General features: G+C 73.1%; 13 protein-coding genes. 8 read left to right on the forward strand and 5 right to left on the reverse strand.

The features are described 5' to 3' along the window. Positions 1–115 precede the first annotated feature (115 nt). Positions 116–961, forward strand: coding sequence for a M55 family metallopeptidase (locus ACWGR4_RS28255; protein ID WP_380012189.1), 846 nt, complete (start codon positions 116–118; stop codon positions 959–961). Between the two features lie 232 nt (positions 962–1,193). Further along, complete coding sequence (locus ACWGR4_RS28260) at positions 1,194–2,753, forward strand: carboxylesterase/lipase family protein (RefSeq protein WP_452134136.1); 1,560 nt, start codon at positions 1,194–1,196, stop codon at positions 2,751–2,753. A 93-nt stretch (positions 2,754–2,846) separates the two neighbouring features. Here the strand turns inward: ACWGR4_RS28260 and ACWGR4_RS28265 are convergent, their stop codons facing one another. Together ACWGR4_RS28265 and tpx are read right to left on the reverse strand one after the other, a co-directional pair. Continuing rightward, positions 2,847–3,686: a hypothetical protein gene (locus ACWGR4_RS28265; protein WP_452130900.1), complete on the reverse strand. Its 840-nt coding sequence runs from the start codon at positions 3,684–3,686 to the stop codon at positions 2,847–2,849. A gap of 319 nt (positions 3,687–4,005) precedes the next feature. Further along, positions 4,006–4,509, reverse strand: a complete 504-nt coding sequence (tpx, locus tag ACWGR4_RS28270) for a thiol peroxidase (protein ID WP_380012198.1) — start codon at positions 4,507–4,509, stop codon at positions 4,006–4,008. Positions 4,510–4,913: 404 nt separating this feature from the next. On the opposite strand from tpx, the gene ACWGR4_RS28275 reads away from it, so the two are divergent. Then, positions 4,914–6,137, forward strand: a complete 1,224-nt coding sequence (locus ACWGR4_RS28275; protein ID WP_452130899.1) for a serine hydrolase domain-containing protein — start codon at positions 4,914–4,916, stop codon at positions 6,135–6,137. 263 nt (positions 6,138–6,400) lie between these two features. Here ACWGR4_RS28275 and ACWGR4_RS28280 read toward each other — a convergent pair whose 3' ends face one another. Both ACWGR4_RS28280 and ACWGR4_RS28285 read right to left on the reverse strand, forming a co-directional pair. Beyond that, entirely contained in the window at positions 6,401–7,006 is a 606-nt protein-coding gene (locus ACWGR4_RS28280; RefSeq protein ID WP_452130898.1) for a hypothetical protein, read from the reverse strand. 186 nt (positions 7,007–7,192) lie between these two features. Then, complete coding sequence (locus ACWGR4_RS28285; protein ID WP_452130897.1) at positions 7,193–8,119, reverse strand: LysR family transcriptional regulator; 927 nt, start codon at positions 8,117–8,119, stop codon at positions 7,193–7,195. 121 nt (positions 8,120–8,240) lie between these two features. On the opposite strand from ACWGR4_RS28285, the gene ACWGR4_RS28290 reads away from it, so the two are divergent. The 4 genes from ACWGR4_RS28290 to ACWGR4_RS28305 all read left to right on the forward strand — a co-directional run bounded on the left by ACWGR4_RS28290 (position 8,241) and on the right by ACWGR4_RS28305 (position 11,594). Further along, positions 8,241–9,002, forward strand: a complete 762-nt coding sequence (locus ACWGR4_RS28290; protein ID WP_452130896.1) for an SDR family oxidoreductase — start codon at positions 8,241–8,243, stop codon at positions 9,000–9,002. 76 nt (positions 9,003–9,078) lie between these two features. Further along, a complete protein-coding gene (locus ACWGR4_RS28295; protein WP_452130895.1) occupies positions 9,079–9,936 on the forward strand; it encodes a phosphotransferase family protein in 858 nt (285 codons plus the stop codon). Between the two features lie 60 nt (positions 9,937–9,996). Next, positions 9,997–10,221, forward strand: coding sequence for a hypothetical protein (locus ACWGR4_RS28300; RefSeq protein ID WP_452130894.1), 225 nt, complete (start codon positions 9,997–9,999; stop codon positions 10,219–10,221). Between the two features lie 173 nt (positions 10,222–10,394). Continuing rightward, positions 10,395–11,594, forward strand: coding sequence for a cytochrome P450 (locus tag ACWGR4_RS28305; RefSeq protein WP_452130893.1), 1,200 nt, complete (start codon positions 10,395–10,397; stop codon positions 11,592–11,594). Here ACWGR4_RS28305 and ACWGR4_RS28310 read toward each other — a convergent pair. Continuing rightward, positions 11,584–12,783, reverse strand: a complete 1,200-nt coding sequence (locus ACWGR4_RS28310; protein ID WP_452130892.1) for an MFS transporter — start codon at positions 12,781–12,783, stop codon at positions 11,584–11,586. The two genes, ACWGR4_RS28305 and ACWGR4_RS28310, sit on opposite strands and share 11 nt — an antisense overlap. A 152-nt stretch (positions 12,784–12,935) precedes the next feature. Between ACWGR4_RS28310 and ACWGR4_RS28315 the strand changes: the two genes are divergently transcribed. After that, the gene (locus ACWGR4_RS28315; protein WP_452130891.1) at positions 12,936–13,922 is read left to right on the forward strand and encodes an ArsR family transcriptional regulator; all 987 of its coding nucleotides are present in this window, start codon (positions 12,936–12,938) and stop codon (positions 13,920–13,922) included. The last annotated feature ends 16 nt before the right edge of the window (positions 13,923–13,938 follow it).

Below are 13,938 nucleotides of genomic sequence, written 5' to 3' on the forward strand. Positions count from 1 at the left end.
CGGCGTGCGTGATGCTCACCGGACGGGCGACGGCCGACGGGCGGTACCCGACGGGCGGTACCCGTCGGACATCCGGCACCGGGCGGCGGGCAACGAGCGACGAACGGGAGACTCCGTGGACGTATACATCTCGATCGACATGGAAGGAGTGGCGGGCATCGCCACCCTCGACCAGATCGTGCGCGGCGGCGGTGGCTACACCAGGGCGCAGGAGATCATGACCGGCGAGGCCAACGCGGCCATCGAGGGTGCCTTCGCGGCGGGCGCGGACAGCGTCCTGATCAATGACAGCCACGGCACGATGGACAACCTGATCGTGCAGCATCTGGACCCGCGCGCCCGGGTGATCCTGGGGAGCCCGAAGGCCCAGTGCATGGCGCACGGCGTCGGCGCGAACCACGGTGTCGCGCTGTTCATCGGCTACCACGCGGCGGCCGGCGCGCCGGGTGTGCTCGCGCACACCTTCTCGTCGGACTTCACCTCGGTTCGGCTGAACGGGAAGCCCGTCACCGAGGCCGAGGTCAACGCGCTCCTCGCGGCCCGGCACGGCGTCCCGATCGGACTGGTCACCGGCGACAACGAGGTCTGCGCCGCCACCGCCGCGGTCTTCCCCGGCGTGATCACCGTCCCGGTCAAGACTGCCGAGGGCTTCACCGCCGCGAACAACCTGCACCCGACCGTCGCCCAGGACCTGATCCGGGCCGGCGCGGCGGCGGCCGTGGAGAAGGCCGCGGTCCTGGAGCCGCTGGCGCTGCCGGAGAAGTTCGTCTTCGAGGTCGGCTTCCAGATCCCGCTGGCCGCCGAGCTCGCGGCGGCGGTCCCGGGCGCGGAGCGGGTGGACCTGCTCACGGTGCGCTGCGAGGCGACCGGCCCGGACCAGTTGATGGACCTGGTCAACCTCTGGTACACGGTCGCCGCGCACTCGGCCCGATCGCGGCTGCCGATGCTGGAGCGGCGCTAGCCGAGAGGCGACCACGGCCGGCCGAAGCCGGGCGGCGGTGCGGGGCGAGGAGGGGGTGTCCCGTACCGCCGCCCGGCTTCGGCTTTTCGCGGGCCGGGCGGCTCGGGGGTAAATGGCCGGCGCGTGGGTCGGTGCGGCGGGATGATCCGGGGTGTCCGGGGCGACGCGGGCTTCTCCGCCGTGCTTCGGGCCGAAGCCGTGCGCACCCGACCCGCTCCGAAAGGCAGTCGTGATGATTCCTGGCGCATCCGAGCCGTCCGAGCCCTCCGAGTCCTCCGATGTCGAGCAGCCCGAAGTGCGGGCGGCGGTCGGGGCGGTGCGGGGCGGGCGGGAGGCGGGGGTCGCGGTGTTCCGGGGCATCCCGTTCGCCGAGCCGCCGGTGGGTGCGCTGCGGTTCGCTGCGCCCCGGCCGGTGCGCGGGTGGGACGGGGTGCGACCGGCCCTGGCATACGGGCCGCCGCCGCCTCAGGGCGGCGCGCTCGGGATGGCCGAGTCGGCGCGCGGCGCCGTGGGCGACGACTGGCTGACGGTCAACGTCTGGTCGCCCGACCCGGGTCCCGGTGCGGGGCTTGCGGTGATGGTGTGGATCCAGGGCGGCGCGTACACGGTCGGCATGTCCGGTCTGCCGGAGTACGACGGCGCGCGCCTGGCGCGGGACGGCGGCGTCGTGGTGGTGACGTTCAACTACCGCGTGGGGTTCGAGGGTTTCGGGCTGATCGAGGGAGCGCCTGCCAACCGGGGGCTGCTGGATCAGATCGCGGCGCTGACGTGGGTACGGGACAACATCCGGGCGTTCGGCGGGGATCCGGACCGGGTCACCGTCTTCGGCCAGTCGGCGGGCGGCGGGTCGGTCGCGGCGTTGTCGGCGATGCCGCGCGCGGCCGGGTTGTTCGGCCGGGCCGTGGCGCAGAGCGTGCAGGGTACGTTCTTCACGCCGGCGCTCGCCGCCGACATCGCGGCGAGTTGTGCCGCCGAGTTGGGGCTGCGCGCCACGACGGCCGAACTGTCCGAGGTGGAGCCGGAGTTATTGGCCGCGGCCGGGGACGCGGTGGCCGCCGGGATCACCCGCTGGGCCGGGCGGTGGGGGCGGGCCGCCCACGGGGCGACCCCGTTCGCGCCGGTCGTCGACGGCGATTCGCTCCCGGCCACACCGTGGCGGGCCCTGGCCGACGGCGTCGGGCGGGATATACCGCTCCTCGTCGGCCACACACGAGACGAACAGCGCCTGCTCACCGTGCTCGACGGGCTGCTCGGCGAGGTGACGGAGGATCAGGCCGCGACCGCCCTGGAGGTGTTCGGCCCGGAGCGCGACGCCGCGCGCCGGTACCGCGCCGGGTATCCGCACGCGAGTCCCGAGGAATTGTACGAACTGGTGCGCTCCGATCGGCTGTTCCGAATGCCCAGCCTGCACCTGGCCGAGGCGCGGATCGCCGGCGGCGGCCGGGCGCACGTGTACGAACTGACCTGGTCCGCACCGGGCATGGGTGGTGTCCTCGGCGCCTGTCACGGCCTGGACGTCCCGCTCGTGTTCGGCAACCTGGATCGGGGCCAACCCGCCCTGCTGTTCGGCGCCGGTCCGACCGAGGAGGCGGAGGCGCTGTCCGCCCACATGCGCGCCGCGTGGACGGCCTTCGCGAGGGACGGCGACCCGGGATGGCCCGCATACGAGCCGAAGTCGCGCGCGACCCGGGTCTTCGCCGCCGAGCAGACGGTCGCCGCCTACCCGGAGGAGGCGTCCCGGCGGATCTGGGCGGGAGAGCCCATGTCGGCGTTGTCGATGGTGGCGGGGTAGCACTCGCCGGTCGTGCGGATGCGATACCCACGACCGCCGGATGTGTGCCGTACCCCGCTCGGGACGGTTGCCGTCCCGAGCGGGGCGGGTCGGTTACGACGCGGCGCCGGCGGAGCGGCGGTCCAGGGAGTCGCCGACGAGGTGGTAGACGGCGTTCTGGGCGGCGATGTGGCGGTCCGCCTCGCCGGCTTCGCGCTGCTTGCCGTCCGCGCGGCCGGATATTTCGTAGATGTAGTAGCGGTACAGCGACTCGTTGACCCGGCTGAAGGTGGCGTCGGGCGTGAAGCTCTCGGCGCCGGACCCCGTCGGCGGCGTGACCGCCCGAAAGCCGTCGGGGTCGTCCACCGCGAGGGTGGCGGCGGCCACGGCGGTGGGCATCTGGAGCACGCCGACCGTGGTCTGGACGTTGTTCGCCTTGTCCACGTAGAGCGCGACGACGCCGCGTTCGCAGCCCAATCGCGCGATCTGCTCGGCGGCCTTGCCGAAGGCCACGGCGGTGCAGTCGTCCACGGTCTTCACGCACGTCCGGGTCAGCATGCCACCCGCGTACTTGTACGGCAGTTGCGCGAGGCCGAAGACCTCGTCGCCGGTGACGGGCCTGGGGTCGCGGGACGCGAAGCGCAGGTCCTCGCGGGTGAGGGTGCCGCGCGTGGGCTTGTCGGTCGCGGTGACCGGTACACACGGCCGCAGTGACGACTGGGACGCGGACGCCGTGGGGGTGGCGCCGCCGGCGGCGGGCGGCGTCGAACCGGGGGTCTGCGGACCGGCGCTCGGCGGCGGCGCGGCGGCGGCCTTCTTGTCGTCGCCTCCGCCGCACGCGGTCGACGACGCCAGGACGGCCACCGCACACGCGGTCACGGCGAGGGCGCGCCACGGCCGGCGGCGGCTGCGGGTGGCGGCGCGTGGCGTGTCCGGTGCGTCGTGTTCGAACATCGGGGACTCGTTTCGAATCACGGCCGACGCGCGGTACGACGTGGCACGGTACGGCACCGATGCTCTCCGGCGATCCGGGCGTCCGGCCTGAGGAACCCGCCGGATGGTGTCGTACCGGCTGACAATCGGTGAAAACCTAGCATCGGGTGCCGCGCCAAGATCAACCATTCGCGGCCGATGCGGGGATCTCCGCGTGAAATGGATGTTCCGACACCGGAGACCGGATCGGCCGAGGTCGTCGGCTCGATCCGGTCCTGCGTCGCGGCGGCGGGTGCCGATCGTACGGATGCGCCATGCGATCGGCCCGCCGCGACACGTCCTACTTCAGGGCGGTGAGCGCCTTCTCGTAGTCGGGCTCCTCGGCGATCTCGGCGACCAGTTCGGAGTGCACGACCACGTTGTTCTCGTCCAGTACGACGACGGCGCGCGTGGCGACGCCCGCCAGCGGGCCCTCGGTGAGCGCGACACCGTAGTTCTCCAGGAACTCGCGGCCCCGCATGGTGGACAGCGTCACCACGTTGTCCAGGCCCTCCGCACCGCAGAAACGGCCCTGGGCGAACGGCAGGTCGGCCGATATGCACAGGACGACGGCGTTCGTCAGGTCGGCGGCCGACGCATTGAACCGGCGCACCGACGCGGCGCAGGTGCCGGTGTCGATGCTCGGGAAGATGTTGAGCACCTTCCGCTTGCCGGCGTAGTTCTCCAGCGACACGTCGGACAGGTCCTTGGCCACCAGGGTGAAGTCGGGCGCGCTGTCGCCGGGCTGCGGGAGGCGACCGGCGACGGCGACCGGGTTGCCCTTGAAGTTGACCGTCTGTGACATGGAAACCTCCGAGTTGGTAGGGGATGCGAGCCGGTCGTGTCGGGCCGTGTGCCGACCGCGGGACGACCGCGACCGGCACGTGTCTCGGGTCCCGACACGGCCGCTCCCGGACCGAAGCCGAATCGGCGACGACGTCCGTGGAGCGGGACGCCCGACGGCCGGGAAGCGTGCGCCTCAGGCTATCGGGCGCCCGATCGGGGCCGAGGGGCGGCGCCGGTCGGCCACCGATGTCGGCGCCCCGGCGCGATGTCGGCCGTCCGGGGCGCGGCGCCGGCGGCCGTACGGGTGGAATCGCCGGGCGGTGTCGGTCGGCGCGCGGTCCGGTGCGCGCAAGGGTGATCACCTTGGCCGAGCGGGTCCCCTCCGCTGTCCGGTCCCCTCATCCCCGGAAGAGACATATCGCCATGCGCCGTGCCTCCGGCTGCCGCCTCGCCGCCGCCCTGTTCGCGCTTTCCGCCCTCGTTCCGCTCACCCTGGCCGGCCCCCTGGCGCAGGCCGCGCCACCGACGATCGTCGTCGCCGGCGATCCGCGCGTCGACGCCTCGGATCCCGGCGACCATGCGTCGCACGGCCTGGATCCCGCGATTGTGGCCCGTCTCGACGAGGTGATCGCGCAGACCCGTCGGGAGACCGGCGTGCCGGGGGTGACGGTCGGTCTGTGGTTTCCCGGTCGGGGCAGTTACGTGCGATCGACCGGGGTGGCCGACACCGCCACCGGTGCGCCGATGACGCCCGATCTCTACATGCGGATCGGCAGCGAGACCAAGACGTTCACCGTCACCGCCCTCCTGGAACTGGTCGACGAGGGGCGGCTCCGGCTGGACGACCCGATCTCCGCGTACATCGATGGGGTGCCCGACGGCGACCACATCACCATCCGCCAACTGGCGGAGATGCGCAGCGGCCTGTTCAGCTACACCGCCGATCCGGACTTCGTGCAGGCGTTCCTGAGTGACCCGAGCCGTCCGTTCACCCCGCAGGAGTTGTTGGACTACGCCTTCCGGCACCCGAACGTCTTCGCGCCGGGCAGCGCGTTCCAGTACTCCAACACCAACACCGTCCTGCTGGGCCTGGTCGTGGAGAAGCTGGGCCGGATGCCGCTGGCCGAGTTCATCCACCGGCGGGTCACCGGACCGGCGCACCTGCGGCACACCCTGTTCCCGCGCGGCGCCGAGTTCCCGGCGCCGCACGCGCACGGGTACACCAACCAGACATTGACCGGCGAGGTCGCCGACACGACGGACTGGAACCCGAGTTGGGGGTGGGCGGCCGGCGCGATGATCTCCGACCTGCACGACCTGCGTCGCTGGGCGAAGGTGGTGGCCACCGGGACGCTGCTCTCCCCGGCCGTGCAGGAGCAGCGGGAGAAGTTCGTGCCCGTGCCCGGCTTCGACGACGCCGGCTACGGGCTCGGCCTGTTCCGCGTCCGCGGCTGGGTCGGGCACAACGGCTCGCTGCCGGGCTACGAGAGCGTGACGATGTATCTGCCGGAGCAGGACGCCACGATGGTCATCCTGCTCAACACCGACATCCTGCACGACGGCAACGAGCCCAGCACGCTGTTCGCCAAGGCGATCACCTCCGTCATCACCCCGGAGAACGTGTACGACCTCCCGGCCGAGGGCTGACCCCCGGCGTACGCGGCAGCGCGGCACACCGCCCCGAGGGGCTCGTGCCGCGCTGCCGGCGCGTTTTCGGGTGGGGTGGGTCGGGGCGGATACCCGGACAGCCGGCCGCAGTTGCGGCGGCGGACCGGCGCCGCGGGTGCGTGCGGCGGGCCACCGCGGCCTCCCGAACTCCCGCCCGGCGCAGGCGGTACGGGCCGCCGATCGGGGCCGGCTTCCTGGCCGGTGGGGGCGCGCGGGCGGTGTCGTGGGCGCGGGTGGTCCGGTCAGCCGGCGGCGGTGAACAGGCCGCGGCCGGCCTTGCCGGCGCGGCCCGCCTTGACCAGGCCCTCGGCGGAGGTGCGGACGCTCTCCAGGCGGCTCTTCGTGGGCTCCTCGCCCAGGGCTTCGGTGAGTCGGCGGACGTTCATCGGCTGCTCGCTCGCGCTCAGCAGTGTGGCGATCTCGTCGCGCAGGTGGGTACGGACCCGACGTTCGGCGGCCGGCGCGGGGGCGGCGGCCTTCGGGGCGCGGGCGACCTTCCGGCGCGGGCCGGCCGGTGCCGGGGCGGCGGCCTTGGGGCGGGGCGCGGCCTTGCGACGGCGCGGCGCGGGGGTGGTGCGCTTGGTCTCGGCCGCGGGCTTGGCTGCGGCCTTGGCCGCGGGTTCCGGGTCCGCAGCGGTGGCGGGCGGCGCGGACTTCTGCTCCCTGCGGGGCTGCGGTACGGACGCGACGAGGGGGCGGATCACCGTCAGGTGTGCGACCGCGTTGCGGCGGGCCTCGAGTTGTCGCTCCACCTCGGCCAGTTCCGTTTCCAACTCCTCGCGACGCTGGGCCAGTTCATCGGCCTCCCGTTCCAGCGCCACGCGCAGTTCCTCCACCGACGACGCCATCAGGCGACTCCTTCGCTCGACGTGCCCGGTGTGCGGGAACACCCACACCCGGGATGCCGACATGATCGCGCGTCGGAGTGCGTCGTGTGTGGGAAAGCCCGGTTTCCCCTACGAATGATGCTTTCGTGCTGTTGGATCGAGGAGGCCGAACGTCGGTCGGCGGGGTCGGTCGGCGGTCGTCGGGCGTCAGGCCCCGTCCGGGTCGGGGCCGAGTCGGGCGCGTACGTGCGCCGGCAGCACGCGGGCGTGCTCGGTGAGCGTGTCGAGAAACGCGGTGGTCAACGGATCCGGCCGGGGGCGGGTGTACGCGGCGAGCGCACGGCGCACGGGTGGGTCGGGGCGCAGCAGTCGGCCGGGGAAGTGCGGCGGGATGACGTTCGCGGGCACCAGGGTGGGACCGAGACCGGCCGCGGCGAGCAGGGGCGCGGCGGCGGTCTGTTCGGTACGTACGGCGGTGTTCGGCCGGAACCCGGCGGCGGCGCAGGCACGATCCAGCACGTCGGCCAGGCCGTTTCCCGCGGCGTAGTGCACCCAACTGCGCTCGGCCAGCGTGTCGATCCGGACCCGCGTCGCGCCGTCGGCGGCGGCCGGATCGTCGGCCGGGACCACCACGACGAACTCCTCGACGCCCAGGTCGCGCAGCGGTCCCTCCCAGCGCGGTGGGGGCGGGCCGACGGCGAGGTCGGCGCGTCCGGCGGTCATCGTCTCGTGCAGTTCGCCGGCGTGCCGGTGGTCCACCAGGCTCACCCGGATCTCGGGGTGGGTGCGGCGCCACCGGTGCAGGACGGGTGGGAGCACGCCGAGGCTGACCGAGTACACCGAGGCGAGGTGTAGTTCGCCGGTCTCCAGACCGGCCACGCGGCGGGCGGCCGAGCGGGCCCGGGCGGCGTCGGCGAGCGCGGCACGGGCGTGGGGCAACATCGCGCGGCCCATCGGGGTGGGCCGGACCGCGCGGGGGAGCCGTTCCAGGAGCGGGCCCCCGCTGTCCCGCTCCAGGGCCTGGACCTGGTGCGAGAGCGCGGGTTGGGAGACGTGCAGCAGCTCGGCGGCGCGGGTGAAGGACCCGGCGTCGACGACGGTCACCAGGTATTCCAACTGCCGCAACGTTGCCATAGACGCAGTTTATGGCAGAGATAGAAAGTATGCCTTGGACGTATGGGTGTGATGTGCCGCAGAGTCGAGATACACGGCCGTATGCACCCGAAATACGGCATGAGCAACGAAGGTGCCACCCATGTCTGTCACGCCCGACCTCTCCCGGACCGCCGCGCACATCCCCGCCCCGAGCCTCGAAGGGCGGCGGATCGTCGTCGTCGGGGCCGGATCCGGCATGGGCCGGGCCCTGGCCGCGCAGGTGTCGGCCGCCGGGGCCGAAACAATCCTCGCCGGTCCGGACCCGGCCCGGCTGCGGGAGACGGCGGACACACTGCCCGGGTCGGCCACGGTCCTGGCTCTCGACCTCGCCGACGAGGACTCGATCGACGCGTTCGCCGCCGAGGTCGGGAGCTTCGACGACCTGGTCTCGACCGCGGCGATGCCCGCGAACGGTCCGGTCGCCGACCTCGAACTCGCTTCCGTGGAGCGCGCGTTCGCGGCCAAGGTGATCGGGCCGATGTTGCTCGCCAAGCACCTGGCCGGCCGGATGCGCGAGGGTGGCTCGTTCACCTTCTTCTCCGGTGTGGCCGCGTGGCGGCCCGCGCCCGGGCGGGTGGTGATGGCCACCACCAACGGCGCACTGGCCTTCCTGGTCCAGGCGCTCGCGGTGGAACTCGCCCCGCTGCGGGTCAACGCCGTCTCGCCCGGCATCGTCGACTCCGGCGCCTGGGACGGCATGGGCGCCGACAAGGAGGCGTTCCTGCGTCAGGTCGCCGAGCGCAACCCGGCCCGCCGGGTCGGCACGCCCGACGACGTGGTGCGGGCAGTCCTGTTCGCGCTCACCAGCCCGTACGTGACCGGCACGGTTCTGCATGTCGACGGGGGCGGGCGCCTCGCCTGACCTGCGGGCTGCGGGCTGCGGGCGGGCCGCGTCGGGCCCACGTGGCAGACGCGCCCGTCCGGCAGGATTGGGCCGGATGACGACCAACGGCCCGTGGAGCACCCACGCCCTCGAATTCCGACCCGACACGGTGGTCAAGACGTTTCGCGCCGGAGCGCACGACAACCACCGGCGGGAATGGACCGCGCTGACCCTGCTGCACCGCTTCGCGCCCGACCTGGCACCGCGCCCGGTGAGCCGGGATCCTCGACCGTCGTGCCCGGTCGTGGTGATGTCCCGGCTGCCGGGGGTCGCGCTGCGCGGCACGAGCGTGCGGGACGAGCGTGTCGACGCGTTGGCCACGACGTTGAACACGCTGTACGCGGCCGTGCCGGACGAGGTCGTCCGCGAACTCGCGGTCCGGCCGGGGCAGCAGGCCCCGATCATCGCCCGGATCGACGAGTGGGCGGGGTGGCGGCTCGACACCACACCCCCGGTCGGCCGGGCCCTCACGGCGGGCGTGCACTGGCTGAATCGAGGTGGTGGTCGCCGGGCCCTCGGTCGCGGGCATGTGCCTGCCGTCTTCGGTCCCGGGGACGGAAATCTCGCCAACTACCTGGAGGATTCCGGGGCCTGCCCGGACGACGGAATGCGCGGGACGCAGGCGCGGATCCGGGTCGTGGACTTCGAGGAGTCCGGGCGCAGCGATCGGGCCTTCGAACTCGCGGAGATCACCGAACACGTATCGAGCTGGGTGGACTCGTCCCTGGACGTGCGCCGACTGCTCGAACGGATCGACCTCACCCCGGCGGAGGCCGCGCGCGTGCCGGACTGCCGACGCCTGCTCGCCCTCGTCTGGTTGTTCCTGCTGTCGATGGAGGATCCGGAACACCCCAGGAATCCGCCGGGGACCGCCGAGCGACAGGCGGCCCGCCTCACCGAACTCCTCGGGTGAGCACGGGCGTCGAGGTGTCACCGACCTTCGTCACGCGGGGGAGGGTGTCGTTCGGGCGATGTGCGCGGCCGCGTTCGGGTCCAGGGCGCCGCCGCGTTCGTACGCCTGGCCGAGGGTGACACCGAGGCCATCCACCCGCCCCTGGTCGACCGCCGCCGCACCGGCGCCCCACTCAACCCGATTCGCGACGCGTACCTGATGTACACGGGCGAGGAGGAAGGCTACATCGACTACCCCACTCTGGCGCCCGATCGGGACCGGGTGCTCGCGTCCGGCTCCCACTGAACCCACCCCACGTCGCCCCGACTCGGCGCGTAGCCGGTCCCGAGTCGGGGAAACATCGGGACGCCCTCGCCCGGTGCCCCGAGCAGACCGTCCCCGACCCGGTCGCTACGCGCCCCGGCGAGGGTACGCACCAAGTCACCGTCACCGTCCGACGATCGCCTGCGAGGTGCCCCGTGTCCGGGACCAGTGCAATCCCCCTGCCCAGCGTCCGCCCCGAGGGACGCCCCTTCGACCCACCCGACGCCTTCCACCGACTGCGTGCCGAAGAGCCGCTGCGCAAAGTGTCGTTACCCGACGGCAGCGCACTGTGGTTGGTCAGCCGGGACCGGGACGTGCGCCGCGTCCTGGTCGACCGTCGGTTCGGTACCGCCCGCACGCCCGACCTGCTGCGTCCGGCCGGCCCGGACCTCGAGGCCCGACGGGTGGGAAACCTGCTGCGCCTCGACCCGCCCGAACACACCCGGGTCCGCCGACTGCTCGTCGACGCGTTCACCCCGAGCCGAATACGCGGGATGCGCGCGGACCTCGAACGCACCGTGTCCGACGCCCTGGACGCCCTGGAACGTATGCGACCTCCGGTGGACCTCGTCGCCCACTTCACGCTCCCCGTCCCGTCCCTGGCGATCTGCGCATTGCTCGGCGTGCCCTACGCCGACCGGGAGGGGTTCCAACGTCGCACCACCACCCTGCTCGACTTCGCCCGCCCCACCGAGCAGGTGGCCGCGGCGGCGGCCGAGGCGCACGCGTACATGGCCGACCTCGTCGCCCGGGAGCGCAAGCGGCCGGGCGACGGACTGCTCGGCAGCCTCGTCCGGGACCACGCCGACACCCTCACCGACGCCGAACTCATCGGCCTGGCCAACCACTTGCTGGAGGCCGGACACGAAACCGTGGCCGCGATGCTGGGCCTGGGCACCTTCCTGCTCCTGCACGAACCCGAGGCGGCCGACCGACTGCGCGACACCGAGGACCCGACCTCCATCGCGGACGCGATGGAGGAACTGCTGCGATATCTCAGCGTCATTCCCTACGGCCTGCCCCGAACGGCCCTGACGGACGTGGTGATCGGGGACCATACGATCGCCGCCGGCGACCACGTCGTGGTCTCGCTGGCATCCGCGAACCGGGACGAGGCCGTGCACGACCGACCGGACCGCTTCGACCCCGACCGCCGGCCCACCCCACACCTCGCCTTCGGACACGGCACCCACCACTGTCTGGGCGCCCAACTCGCCCGCATGCAACTGGGCATCGCCATCCCCGCGCTGCTGCGCCGATTTCCCACCCTGAGCTGCGCCGTACCGCCGGAGCGGGTGCGGCTGCGGGCCTCGTCGGCGGTGTACGGGGTCGCCGAGTTGCCGGTCACCTGGTGAGCGACCGGCGGTCGGCCGCGGCCGGGCGACGGCGGTACAGCGCCACGCAGTGGCGGGCCAGTGCGACGGCGGCGAGGAGCGCCACCAGGGCACACACCGCCCGCCAGCCGGCCCGGCCGTACACCCGGACGCCGAGCCAGGAACCGGCGCTGCCGCCGAGGTAGGCGCACGTCATGTAGGCCGTGTTGAGTCGGCTCCGGGCGTCGGGGCGCAGCGCGAACACCCGGGCCTGGTTGGCGACCATCCCGCACTGCATCGCCACGTCGAGCAGCAGCGTGCCGGCGACCAGGGCGGCCAGACCCCAGGCGCCGCCCCGGCCGCCCGGGACCAGGACGGCGGCGGAGACGAGCACGCCGAGCAGGCAGATCAGGGTGACCGGATCCGACCCGCGCCGATCCACCAGGCGCCCGGCGAGTGGGGTGCAGACCATGGTCGCCGCGCCGACCAGGGCGAGCAGCCCCACCGCTTGGGCGCCCAGGTGGTAGGCGGGACCGGTGAGCAGGAGCGTCAGGCAGGTCCACACGGCGGAGAACCCGGCGAAGACGGTCGCCTGGTACAGGCAGGAGCGGCGCAGTTCCGGCTCGGCCCGAAGCAGCCGCAGCGGCTCGGCGAGCAGTGCGGGGTACGCCTGGCGCGAGGTGGGTTCGGTCTCGGGCAGGGCCCGGGCGAGCGCGGCGGCGAGCAGCGCGACCACGGCCGCCGCCACCAGGTACGGGGTGCGCCAGCCCAGCCCCTCGCCGAGTGCGCCGCTGAACGTGCGGGCGAGCAGCATGCCGCCGATCGAGCCGCTGAGCAGGGTGCCCATCATCGTGGCGCGATGTTCGGCGGCGACCAGTCCGGCCGCCAGCGGGCCGACGATCTGCGCGGCCACGGTGGTGGCGCCGATCACGACCCCGGCGGCGACGAGCACACTCAGTCCGGGCGCGCAGCCCGCCAGCAGTAGTCCGGCGGCGGTGACGGAGAGCAGGGTGACCAGGAACGCGCGGTTCGGGAGGCGGTCGCCGAGCGGTACGAGCAGGAAGATCCCGAGCGTGTAGCCGATCTGCGTCGCGGTCACCACCAGGGCGCCGGCATCGGGCGATTCGTGCAGGCCGGCGGCGATCAGCGGGACGATCGCCTGCGGGAAGTAGATGTTGCCCACGCCGACCGCGCAGGTCAGCGCCAGGATCAGGACCAGCCGACGGGGCATTCCCGGCCCGTCGGGCCGCGCGGGAGCAGCGGGCTCCGGCGGGAGGCGGACTCCGCTCCGGGGCCCGTTCGAGGCATCGTTGCCCGTGTCTGTCATGCCCGGTAGTCCACGGCACCGCCGCGCCGGCGCCAATGGATGTAGCGTGGAGCTTGATGATCAGCTACGAACTCGGCGTCGAGGACCTGGCCGACACGCGGTTCGCCCTCTCCCCGCTGCACGAAACCGTATGCAGCCTGCGGGTGTTGCGTGAGCCGGGATTGTCCGCGTTGTTGCTGCCGTGGCGCAGGTCGGTGGTCGATCGACTGGACGGGCTCGACACCGACCTGCTGCTGTCCCTGGTCGCGGTCCGGCGCACCCTCCCCGACTACCTGACCCCGCGACCCGCCGCCTTCGCGCCGAGTTTCGCCGAGGAACTGGCCGCCGTCCGGAGCACCTCCCCGGACCTGGTCCGCCGCGACCTGATCGACACACACGCCCCGGACCCGGTCCCCGCCCCGCTGCGCGAGGTGGCCGGGGACGACCGAGCGGTTGCCGCGCTGCGCGATCGCATCTGCGAACTGCTGCGGCGCTACTGGGAGATCGCCATCCGGCCGACGTGGCCGCGGATGCGGCTCCTGCTCGAAGCCGACATGACCTACCGCGCCCGGCAACTGGCCCTGGGCGGCGCACGGTCGTTGTTCGCCGACATGCACCCGAACCTGCGCTGGGACAACGGCGTGTTGTACATCGACAAGATGATCGGCCGGCACCACGTGGCGGCGGCCGGTCGAGGACTGCTCCTCGTACCTTCGGTGTTCGCGCACAAACCCGCGCCGCCGCTCAGTGCGAAGGAGCCGCCGATGCTGATGTATCCCAGTCGCGGCGTGGCCACCTTGTGGATCCGGGAGCCCGTCCCCGACGCCGGCGCCCTGGTCTCCCTCGTCGGCGCCGCCAAGGCCGAACTGCTCGTCCTCCTGGCCGAGCCGATGGCCGGCGTCGAGATCGCCGATCGGCTGGACGTCACGCCGAGTGCGGTGTCCCAACACCTGCGCGTCCTGCACGCCACGGGCCTGGTGACCCGCAGCCGCGCCGGCCGCCGGGTGCTCTACCACCGGAGCACGCTGGGCGACCGGCTGACCGACGGGCGGCCGGCGGACTGACCCGGGGGAGCGGGCT

The organism is Embleya sp. NPDC055664 (genome assembly GCF_053618075.1).

Excerpts from the sequence above, each read along its gene's own strand:
- ACWGR4_RS28260 (WP_452134136.1), top strand. The coding sequence starts at position 1,194 with ATGATTCCTGGCGCATCCGAGCCGTCCGAGCCCTCCGAGTCCTCCGAT.
- ACWGR4_RS28265 (WP_452130900.1), bottom strand. The coding sequence starts at position 3,686 with ATGTTCGAACACGACGCACCGGACACGCCACGCGCCGCCACCCGCAGC.
- tpx (WP_380012198.1), bottom strand. The coding sequence starts at position 4,509 with ATGTCACAGACGGTCAACTTCAAGGGCAACCCGGTCGCCGTCGCCGGT.
- ACWGR4_RS28275 (WP_452130899.1), top strand. The coding sequence starts at position 4,914 with ATGCGCCGTGCCTCCGGCTGCCGCCTCGCCGCCGCCCTGTTCGCGCTT.
- ACWGR4_RS28280 (WP_452130898.1), bottom strand. The coding sequence starts at position 7,006 with ATGGCGTCGTCGGTGGAGGAACTGCGCGTGGCGCTGGAACGGGAGGCC.
- ACWGR4_RS28285 (WP_452130897.1), bottom strand. The coding sequence starts at position 8,119 with ATGGCAACGTTGCGGCAGTTGGAATACCTGGTGACCGTCGTCGACGCC.
- ACWGR4_RS28290 (WP_452130896.1), top strand. The coding sequence starts at position 8,241 with ATGTCTGTCACGCCCGACCTCTCCCGGACCGCCGCGCACATCCCCGCC.
- ACWGR4_RS28295 (WP_452130895.1), top strand. The coding sequence starts at position 9,079 with ATGACGACCAACGGCCCGTGGAGCACCCACGCCCTCGAATTCCGACCC.
- ACWGR4_RS28310 (WP_452130892.1), bottom strand. The coding sequence starts at position 12,783 with ATGCCCCGTCGGCTGGTCCTGATCCTGGCGCTGACCTGCGCGGTCGGC.
- ACWGR4_RS28315 (WP_452130891.1), top strand. The coding sequence starts at position 12,936 with ATGATCAGCTACGAACTCGGCGTCGAGGACCTGGCCGACACGCGGTTC.